The organism is Synechococcus sp. R8-2 (assembly GCF_047461715.1).
GTDB lineage: Bacteria > Cyanobacteriota > Cyanobacteriia > Thermostichales > Thermostichaceae > Thermostichus.
On sequence record NZ_JANSHQ010000522.1, the window covers coordinates 1 to 8,185 of the forward strand.

9 protein-coding genes are annotated in these 8,185 nt (G+C 58.4%); 3 read left to right on the forward strand and 6 right to left on the reverse strand.

Annotated features, from left to right (window positions below):
- The 3 genes from cbiT to NW819_RS11850 all read right to left on the reverse strand — a co-directional run.
- On the reverse strand, positions 1 to 600 hold a 600-nt coding region (gene cbiT / locus NW819_RS11840), incomplete at its 3' end, for a precorrin-6Y C5,15-methyltransferase subunit CbiT (RefSeq protein ID WP_414413865.1).
- 353 nt (positions 601 to 953) lie between these two features.
- Positions 954 to 1,700 carry a hypothetical protein gene (locus NW819_RS11845; RefSeq protein ID WP_414413866.1) on the reverse strand — a complete coding sequence of 249 codons (747 nt, stop codon included), beginning with the start codon at positions 1,698 to 1,700 and terminating at the stop codon, positions 954 to 956.
- 24 nt (positions 1,701 to 1,724) lie between these two features.
- Positions 1,725 to 2,081, reverse strand: coding sequence for a hypothetical protein (locus NW819_RS11850; RefSeq protein ID WP_414413867.1), 357 nt, complete (start codon positions 2,079 to 2,081; stop codon positions 1,725 to 1,727).
- Between the two features lie 210 nt (positions 2,082 to 2,291).
- Here NW819_RS11850 and NW819_RS11855 point away from each other — a divergent pair, with 210 nt between their 5' ends.
- Positions 2,292 to 4,103, forward strand: coding sequence for an N-acetylmuramoyl-L-alanine amidase (locus NW819_RS11855; RefSeq protein WP_414350538.1), 1,812 nt, complete (start codon positions 2,292 to 2,294; stop codon positions 4,101 to 4,103).
- A 182-nt stretch (positions 4,104 to 4,285) separates the two neighbouring features.
- Positions 4,286 to 5,164, forward strand: coding sequence for a glutamate racemase (gene murI, locus NW819_RS11860; protein ID WP_414413868.1), 879 nt, complete (start codon positions 4,286 to 4,288; stop codon positions 5,162 to 5,164).
- Positions 5,165 to 5,200: 36 nt separating this feature from the next.
- On the opposite strand, the gene NW819_RS11865 is transcribed toward murI, so the two are convergent.
- Positions 5,201 to 5,794 carry a hypothetical protein gene (locus tag NW819_RS11865; protein ID WP_414413869.1) on the reverse strand — a complete coding sequence of 198 codons (594 nt, stop codon included), beginning with the start codon at positions 5,792 to 5,794 and terminating at the stop codon, positions 5,201 to 5,203.
- A gap of 375 nt (positions 5,795 to 6,169) precedes the next feature.
- On the opposite strand from NW819_RS11865, the gene fba reads away from it, so the two are divergent.
- Positions 6,170 to 7,249 (forward strand): class II fructose-bisphosphate aldolase, encoded by a 1,080-nt coding sequence (gene fba / locus NW819_RS11870; protein ID WP_011432022.1) that lies wholly within the window; start codon positions 6,170 to 6,172, stop codon positions 7,247 to 7,249.
- Between the two features lie 153 nt (positions 7,250 to 7,402).
- On the opposite strand, the gene NW819_RS11875 is transcribed toward fba, so the two are convergent.
- Together NW819_RS11875 and NW819_RS11880 are read right to left on the reverse strand one after the other, a co-directional pair.
- Positions 7,403 to 7,630, reverse strand: a complete 228-nt coding sequence (locus NW819_RS11875) for a hypothetical protein (protein WP_011432021.1) — start codon at positions 7,628 to 7,630, stop codon at positions 7,403 to 7,405.
- A gap of 40 nt (positions 7,631 to 7,670) precedes the next feature.
- Positions 7,671 to 7,877 (reverse strand): hypothetical protein, encoded by a 207-nt coding sequence (locus NW819_RS11880; protein WP_011432020.1) that lies wholly within the window; start codon positions 7,875 to 7,877, stop codon positions 7,671 to 7,673.
- Positions 7,878 to 8,185: the final 308 nt, after the last annotated feature.

Consider the following 8,185-nt stretch of genomic DNA (forward strand, 5'->3'; position numbering starts at 1 on the left):
CATTTTTTCTCCGCTCAAAACAAAGGTGGGATCCAATGCCAGCAGCATTTGAGTCCGACCGCGGTGTTCCAGGCGGTTCACCGCCGATTGAATCACCTCCACATGATGAGCCCGCACAGCGGCCAGGCCGGCAGAAAGGCCGTAGAGCCCATCCAAAGAGTTGGTCGTCGCCACGACCCGCCCGTTGGGGCTGAGATGGCTCCAGCAGGCTTCCAAGATCTCGCGTAGGGGGTGGCCTCCCTCAATGCAGATGCGATCCGGTGCCGGAGAAAGGTGTTGCAGACAATCGGGGGCAGTACCTTGAATCACCTGCACGTTGGTGAGGCCAAATTTCTCGCAATTGCTCTCGATTAGGCTGACTACCTCGGCATCTCGCTCGATGGCAATCACGCGAGCTTTGGGGCATAGAACAGCCGCTTCAATGGCAATTGTGCCGGTTCCGGCGCCGATATCCCACAGGCAGTGGTTCTCGCCCAGGCGCAACTGGCTTAGCACCAACACGCGCACCTCACGAGGGCTCATCGGGATCCCCGGGATGCGTTCAAAGGCAGAGTCTGGGATCCCTGGGGTGCGGTAGGGCCAAGAGAAGGCGGCTGACATGGGTAAAGTACCGTTGCAGAGGAAGTTTGTCTATACATATCCCTCAGCATAGAGCGAATGCTCAACAGGCCATCTCCAACCTGATAGGGGTGCCGCTTCTCCCGCCCAATCATTGCCCAGATGGGCACCACAAACGCCCTCTGAGCTCAACGGAGTGGTTGGAGCAATTCCCAACCGGCAAAGCTGCAGTCCAAAACCAAAATGATCCTGCCCCCTTGAGGAATCGAGTTGGACACTAGGGAAGTTCTGGAGACAAGCGGGATCCCTGTTACCCGAGAGCTAGTTTTGCACTGGATGTAGCTGGCGCTGCCGAAAAAAGCTGTGGTTGGGATAATGATCGCTATAGGAGGATCTTAAGGAGGTTTGCTTGAACTGGAGCCTATCAAACCATCCATCCAAAGAATAAGCTTTGCTCGCAGATACAGCCAAATCTCATCATTTGCCCGCAACAGGAATAGAACATATAGGCTCAATACGACGAAAACACACAGATTCCCTAAAAAAGTGTAGGTTTGGATAATTTGATCGGTGCTCCAGCCAAAGTCGTAGTTTAGGCGGTTCATATCCCCCCTGGCATCTCCTTGGCCGCCCAACAAAGTTCCCCAGGGAACCTCGGCCAATCCCAGTCTGATGCTGTGCCATTCCCAAAAGCTTCTCCACAGGCTGCTGCTCGCGATCCCCAGCACGACAAATCGCCAAAAATCCCATCGCCAGCGATCTGGCAAGGGAAAATAAAAGCTGGCCATCAGAAAGGTGCTGAGATAAAATTCTCCTCCAACGCCGCTAAAGACAAACAACATCTCACAGGTGCGATTGGGCATCAGCCAGGTCATGTAAAACTGCAATAGAGCAAGAAAGATGGCCAGCACCTGCAGCCACCCAATCCGCTCCTTGCGGGCTGACCAGAAGAGTAGAATCAGTAAAAAGAGGATTCCAAAATACACAAAGGGATCCCTCTGCGAGCTAACGCTTGTCCAGCCGATGGGCAGAGGCAAAGCCCGATACCCGCTCCACCAGGCGACGGTGGCATGGCCAAATTCGTGGATCCAAATGTGAAGAGGCAAATGCAACAACTGCAACAAGCCTATGTTGTTCACCATCAGGGCCACCGCAAACGCAGCCGGCTAAGCCCAAGCGTTGACTGCCCAGTTATCGAAGGAAAACCGATCCCAACGCTGCCGGGATCCCAGCTTTAGGCTCTGCCGCCAGAGCAAGCGTGAGCCGCGGAAAGCGCAAATCTCCACTTGATCCAGCCGTGGAATCCGCAGTTGCTTCAGGAGCAGAAACAGTTGGGCGGCGGCAACTTGGGGGGAGAGCTGAGGCCGATAAGGGGATCCGATGAGGTGAATGTGCAGGGTCTCGTCGGCAAAGTCTACCTGAGCACACCAGCGACGCCGCAGCAGCTCCATCCGCACAACCTGCACAATCGACTGGGCGTGTCCAGCTCGGGCCAGGGTTAGGAGATCCGGTGGTTTGGGCATCCCAAGATACCTCGCCGGAGAACAAGCAGGAAGAAGAAGGGGCGAGCCTCTACCCATCATCCCCCAGCCCTGCAGGCAAGAGCGGAATTGCGCTCCTTCCCAGGCTGCTCCGAGGGCAGGTTGGTATAGTTGAGGGCAGCAGGTGTGGGGAGTGGATGGAAGGTCATGCCCGAATTCGGCAAGCCGAGGTCAAGGCGGATATGGGGGGCGATGCTGCTGTTGAGCTTGGCGGGAGCAGGACTGTTTCCCCCGGAATCTGTCCAGGCTCAGGCGATTACAGCCCCAGGTTTATCGCGCATTGAGCGTTGGTACTACGACCCCCAGCAGGGGCGGCTGGAAGTTAACACCCAGGGCGAGGTGCGGCCTTTTCTGTTCGTGCTGCAGAATCCGCCTCGGGTTGTGCTGGATTTTCCCAACACCCGCTTTGGACAGGAGCCCCAAACCCAGACTTTTGCGGGCCGTGTCACCTCTCTGCAGATTAGCCAGCTTACGGATACCATTACCCGCTTTGTGCTCTATCTGCAGCCGGATCAGCCTCTCAGCCTCAACCAACTGCAACTGCTCACTGCCGGCCCCTCCCGCTGGGCTGTTCAATTCACCCAGGCCGGATCTCTCTCTTCTTCTCCCCCTTCATCTGCCGGCTTATTGGGAGGTTCCAGGGATCCCTTCCCGCCGTCCCCGCCTTTGCCGACACTGCCTCCCCGACGCCCGGCACCCACCCCATCTCCTCGCTCCGGCCATCAAATTTTAGAGGTATCCCCGCAAGCAGAAGGCTTTTTTATCCGTACCCAAGGCAGCCCCTCCACTACGGTGCGGCGCATCCTCGATCCGGATCGGGTAGTGGTGGATTTTCTCAACACCACCCTCAGCCCTGCCCTCACCCAGCGAGCTTATGTCATCAACCGTCTGGGGGTTTCGCGGCTGCGCATCGGGCAGTTTGAGCCCACCGTTGCTCGGGTAGTGCTGGATGTGGATTCCTCCGGTGGCGACTGGGAAGCCCGCTACGACCCACAGCGAGGTGGGATCTGGATCCAGCCTGCCGGCGGTGCTGCCCAGGCCAGCCTTTTGCCCGAGGTCAGCTCTGTCAACAGCAGTGGGCCGCTGGCCACGTTGCAATCGGTTCAGCTCCAGGGCAACCGGTTGATCATCAGCGCCGATGGATTCATGTTCTACCGGGCCGGCTGGGATCCCGAGAGTGGTGGCTACCGCATCAATGTGGCGCCGGCGCGCCTGCCCCAGTCTATGCCGGATCCCGGCTTGCCGGTTGGAGGGCCGGTGGAGCGGATCCGCTTTGTCCAGGAAGATGCCCGCACGGTCAGCATTCTGGTGCAGCCCGCCGAGGAGTTCAATGTCTTCGAGCCCAACCCCGGCCAGGGATCCCGCCGCATTACCTTGGAGCTGCGACCTCTGAATGCTCCTCCACCAATACCTCAGCCGCAGACGCCCGGCCCTGCCTCCCCTTCCACCCCCCAATCTCTGAACCGGACGGTCATTGCCATCGACCCCGGCCACGGGGGACGGGATCCCGGTGCCATCGGGGTGGATGGGATCCAGGAGAAGGACATCGTGCTCTCCGTTGCCCACCAGGTGCAACGACTGCTGCAGGAGCGGGGGTACGGGGTGGTGATGACCCGCACCGATGACCGGGAAGTGCTGCTGCAACCGCGGGTGGATATGGCCGTTCAGGCCAATGCTGCCCTGCTGGTGAGCATTCATGCCAACGCCCTGGATCGCTCCGGCATTCACGGCATCGAGACCTATTACCTGCGACCCGATAGCGCCGAGCTGGCCGCCATCTTGCACCGCAGCTTGGTCAGGGCCACCGGCGCTGCTGACCGGGGGGTGAGACGGGCCCGCTTTTTTGTGGTGCGGGAAACACCTGTGGGTATGCCCTCCGTGCTGCTGGAGTTGGGATACGTAACCAACCCAACCGAAGGGCGAAAATTGGCTACTGCCGAATATCAGGCTATTTTGGCGCGGGCCATTGCCGATGGCATTGAGACTTTCTTGCGCAGTCGCTAGCCGTTGGCTGAGCTTGTTCATGTCTATCGGATCTCTCAATTGATCCTTAATTGAAATTGATCGAATTGACGATCCAGTTGGCCCAGTTGATCTCAGAGGGAAGGCAGGGAATCTGTCGCCGAGATTCTCGAAAGCAGGGTAGGATACAGCAGCTTAGGCCAAGGTGTTGAGGAGAACGGAGCATGCAGTGGGAGTGGAAATCAGAGCCAGATCCCAGTTGGCCAATTGGGGTGTTTGACAGCGGCTTGGGCGGGCTGACGGTTTGGCGAGCCTTACGCCGCCGGCTCCCCCAGGAACGGCTCATCTACTTCGGCGACACAGCGCGGTTGCCCTATGGGGAACGCTCGCCAGAGGAGATCCTGGCCTTTGTGCGGCAAATTCTGACATGGATGCAGGCACAGCCGGTGAAGCTGGTGGTGATGGCCTGCAATACCAGCTCGGCCTTGGCCCTAGAACAGGTGCGGCAGGAGTTTGCCCTGCCCATTCTGGGGTTAATCTTGCCCGGCGCCCAGGCAGCACTGGCCCAAGGATCCCGCATTGGGGTGCTTGCCACGGTGGCCACGGTCAAGAGTCGCGCTTACTCAAGAGCCATTCAAGAGTACAGCGCTCTGGATCCCAAACGTTTTCCGTACCCCGTTTACTGTTGGGAGCAGGCCTGCCCTGAGTTCGTCCCTCTCATTGAAGCCGGATGGCTGGATAGCCCTGCCCTGCGACAGGCGGCTGAACGCTACCTGCAACCGCTGTTGCAACAGGGGATCGATACTCTTGTCTATGGCTGTACTCACTACCCCCTGCTGGATCCAATCCTGAAGCCTTTGCTGCCGTCCTCGGTCAAACGGGTAGATCCAGGGATGGCGCTGGTGGGATCCCTGGCCCGCGAATTGAGTTTGTGGGACTTGCGCCGCCCCTTGACCGCTGCTTGGGGAGAACCCCACCGTTTCTGTGTGAGCGGGGATCCAGAGCGATTTGCCCAGTTGGCCACTCCTTGGTTGGGCTTTCGGCCCCAGGTAGAACGGGTGGAATTGCCGGCTTTGGATGTCAGCAACTCCCTCCGCCCCTGAGCGCCCTTCTCCTCGGGGATAAAGATTGGGGGCCCCTCAACGGGTCATCACCTGCAAGGGGAAGCGCTCCGCCAGCTCCCCCTCCACTTTGGGAAGCCATTCCTCTTGGAACACCCACACCTGCCCCTGCTGCACGCGGCCATCGGGGTTTTGCGTCAGCTCCAGCCAATACACGAATTGGTTTCCCCGCAGCACCACCCCTTGGATGGCAAGGGCCAAGGTATAGCCCGGACTGCTTGCCAGAGCTTCTGGGGACGGGTAGCGAATCACCTCCACCGCCTGATCCAGATCGGCGGCGATCTCCGGCCCATAAACGTCGCGAATGGCTTGAAAGAGATCCTCTGCCGTCAGTCCTTGGGGGCGAAAGAACGTCATCCGCTCCGAGCGAATCGTCTCCCGATCCAGCGGGTTGATGATCCGTCCTGGCGGAGCCACCGAGGCCAAGAACGTAAAGCGGGATCCATCCGGCTCCACTCGGATGATGTTCAGGGTTTCGCCCGGACGGGGCCGCAGCACAGGATTGTCCCTCACCCAGGCCGCCACCTGATCCGGAGATTGCCCAGGGATCCCCCAAGCTGCCAACTGAAGGCCCGTCGCCCAACAGGCCATTGCCAAACCGGTTCCTTGCACCCAACTACCCCAGAGAGCCCTTGTTGGCTTTACACCCAAGACCGGCCAGCGATTGCAACGCACGTTCCCATTCCTCCGGGCAAACAACACAAAAACACCACAGTAGAATTAGAGAGACTAAGAGATAAATTGAGCGGGCATGGGCAGATCCATCCTCGATGCAAGCGCCCAACAGTCTTGCCCCTCCCCACTGTACCTGAAGATGTCGGCGCGCCTGTTGCGTCTGAGCGCGAGCATTGCGGCCAATGGTTGCAAAGATCCCTCGGCAAGATGCGCAGATCCCCGGCGGCTTATCCGCCAAAACGTAAAAAGTATCTTAAGATCAACGGTAAGCAAATCTCATACGCACTAGGTCAGCACCTCAGGAGGTAACCGATGGCTCTCGTTGCAATGCGGACGCTGCTGGATCATGCCGCCGAACATGGCTACGGCATTCCTGCCTTCAACGTCAACAACATGGAGCAGATCCAAGCAATCATGCAGGCAGCCCATGAAACCAACAGCCCCGTTATCCTGCAAGCCTCTCGAGGGGCACGCAAGTATGCGGGCGAGAACTTTCTGCGGCACCTGATCCTGGCGGCAGTGGAGACCTACCCCCACATCCCCGTCGCCATGCACCAAGACCACGGCAATAGCCCGGCTACCTGCTATTCCGCCATCCGCAACGGCTTCACCAGCGTCATGATGGATGGATCCCTCAAGGAAGATGCCAAGACCCCGGCCAGCTACGAGTACAACGTGGCCGTTACCTCCGAGGTGGTGAAAGTGGCTCATGCAATCGGGGTGAGTGTGGAAGGGGAACTGGGCTGCCTGGGATCCCTGGAAACGGGCCGTGGGGAAGCGGAAGATGGCCACGGCGCGGAAGAGGCGCTCAGCCATGACCAACTCCTCACCGACCCCGACCAAGCGGTGGACTTTGTGGAGCGAACTCAGGTGGATGCGCTGGCCGTAGCCATTGGTACCAGCCATGGCGCCTACAAGTTCTCCCGGAAGCCCACCGGCGACATTCTGGACATGGAGCGCATTGCTGAGATCCACCGCCGCCTGCCCAACACGCACCTGGTGATGCACGGTTCCTCCTCGGTGCCCAAGGAGCTGATCGACATCATCAACGAATACGGCGGCTCCATTCCCGAGACTTACGGTGTGCCGCTGGAAGAAATTCAGCGGGGCATCCAAAATGGAGTGCGCAAAGTAAACATCGACACCGACAACCGCCTGGCCATCACAGCTGCCGTGCGCCGCGCTCTGGCCGAGAATCCGAAAGAGTTTGACCCCCGCCACTTCCTCAAGCCTTCCATCAAGGAAATGCAAAAAGTCTGTGCTGAGCGCTACATTGCCTTCGGCTGTGCTGGCCATGGCACCAAAGTTCCGGTGGTTACCTTGGATGAGATGGCAGCCAAGTATGCTTCTGGAGCTTTGGCGGCTCAGGTGAAGAAGACCGTTGCGGTCTAGTCCCCACATCCTGCAAGAACTCTGGAATGCTTGCCGGGGCGCTTCCAGGGTTTTCCTTGGAGATCAGCTAGGTCACTGGACTCAGATTGGACAAATAAGGGGATCCAGCTGGGATCCCCTTTTGCTTTGGAGGAACTTGATGCGTTTTGGGGGTCAGGCAGCTTTTGCCGCAGAACGTTTTTCCGTCTCAATTTGATGGTTCAGCAACGCCAAGCTTAGGCAGTCCAACAGTTCCAGGTCAGCCTCAGAGTAGCGCCGCTGAAAGAGCAGCTCATTGATGCGGTTCTCTTGGCCCAAGCTGAGGAAGCTGCTGCGGAACACCTGCTCCACGATTTCTTGGATGCTGGAGGGCAGAGTAACAGAGTCAAGACTTGTATTCATGGCTGGTTCTGTTTGAGAGATGGTTTTTGAAGGGAGAAGACTATCTTTGCCAAGAGGTGAGGTAGCGCTGCTCGATGTCCTGCAGGGAAAGATGGGAAGCCCTGGGCCGCGGCTCATTCACGGAGGAGACATCGTTCTGCCACTTGAGGGATACTCCCAGCAGTGCTCCCAAAGAGAAGCTCTCGCTCAATAGGGCTGCTATGCGGTAAGTACGGTAGTCCAGGGTTAGATCTTCACTGACTTGCATCTGTGTTTCCTCCGTATTTCTAACGTTCATGCCCCTATCATAGCCTCGAGATCAGTGGAAGTACAGAGAAACATCGAGGATTTGCGTAGGCAATTTGTACGTTTCTTCTACGCGATTTGGCGGATATCGGTGGGATCCCAGGGGTCTTTGGGGCGGGTTCAGGGTTGAGTCAGGGATCCCAGCCCAGCAGAGCACAGATGTCCGCAGCCAGGGTGGCGGCGTTGAAGGGTTTGCCGATGAGGCCATTGGCTCCAAGCTGAGCCAGAGAGGAGGGTGAAACTGGGAAATTGACATCCTCCCCGGCCTGA

Coding starts and splice junctions, on each gene's coding strand:
- NW819_RS11845 (WP_414413866.1), bottom strand. CDS start 1,700: ATGGTGAACAACATAGGCTTGTTGCAGTTGTTGCATTTGCCTCTTCAC.
- NW819_RS11850 (WP_414413867.1), bottom strand. CDS start 2,081: ATGCCCAAACCACCGGATCTCCTAACCCTGGCCCGAGCTGGACACGCC.
- NW819_RS11855 (WP_414350538.1), top strand. CDS start 2,292: ATGCTGCTGTTGAGCTTGGCGGGAGCAGGACTGTTTCCCCCGGAATCT.
- murI (WP_414413868.1), top strand. CDS start 4,286: ATGCAGTGGGAGTGGAAATCAGAGCCAGATCCCAGTTGGCCAATTGGG.
- fba (WP_011432022.1), top strand. CDS start 6,170: ATGGCTCTCGTTGCAATGCGGACGCTGCTGGATCATGCCGCCGAACAT.
- NW819_RS11875 (WP_011432021.1), bottom strand. CDS start 7,630: ATGAATACAAGTCTTGACTCTGTTACTCTGCCCTCCAGCATCCAAGAA.
- NW819_RS11880 (WP_011432020.1), bottom strand. CDS start 7,877: ATGCAAGTCAGTGAAGATCTAACCCTGGACTACCGTACTTACCGCATA.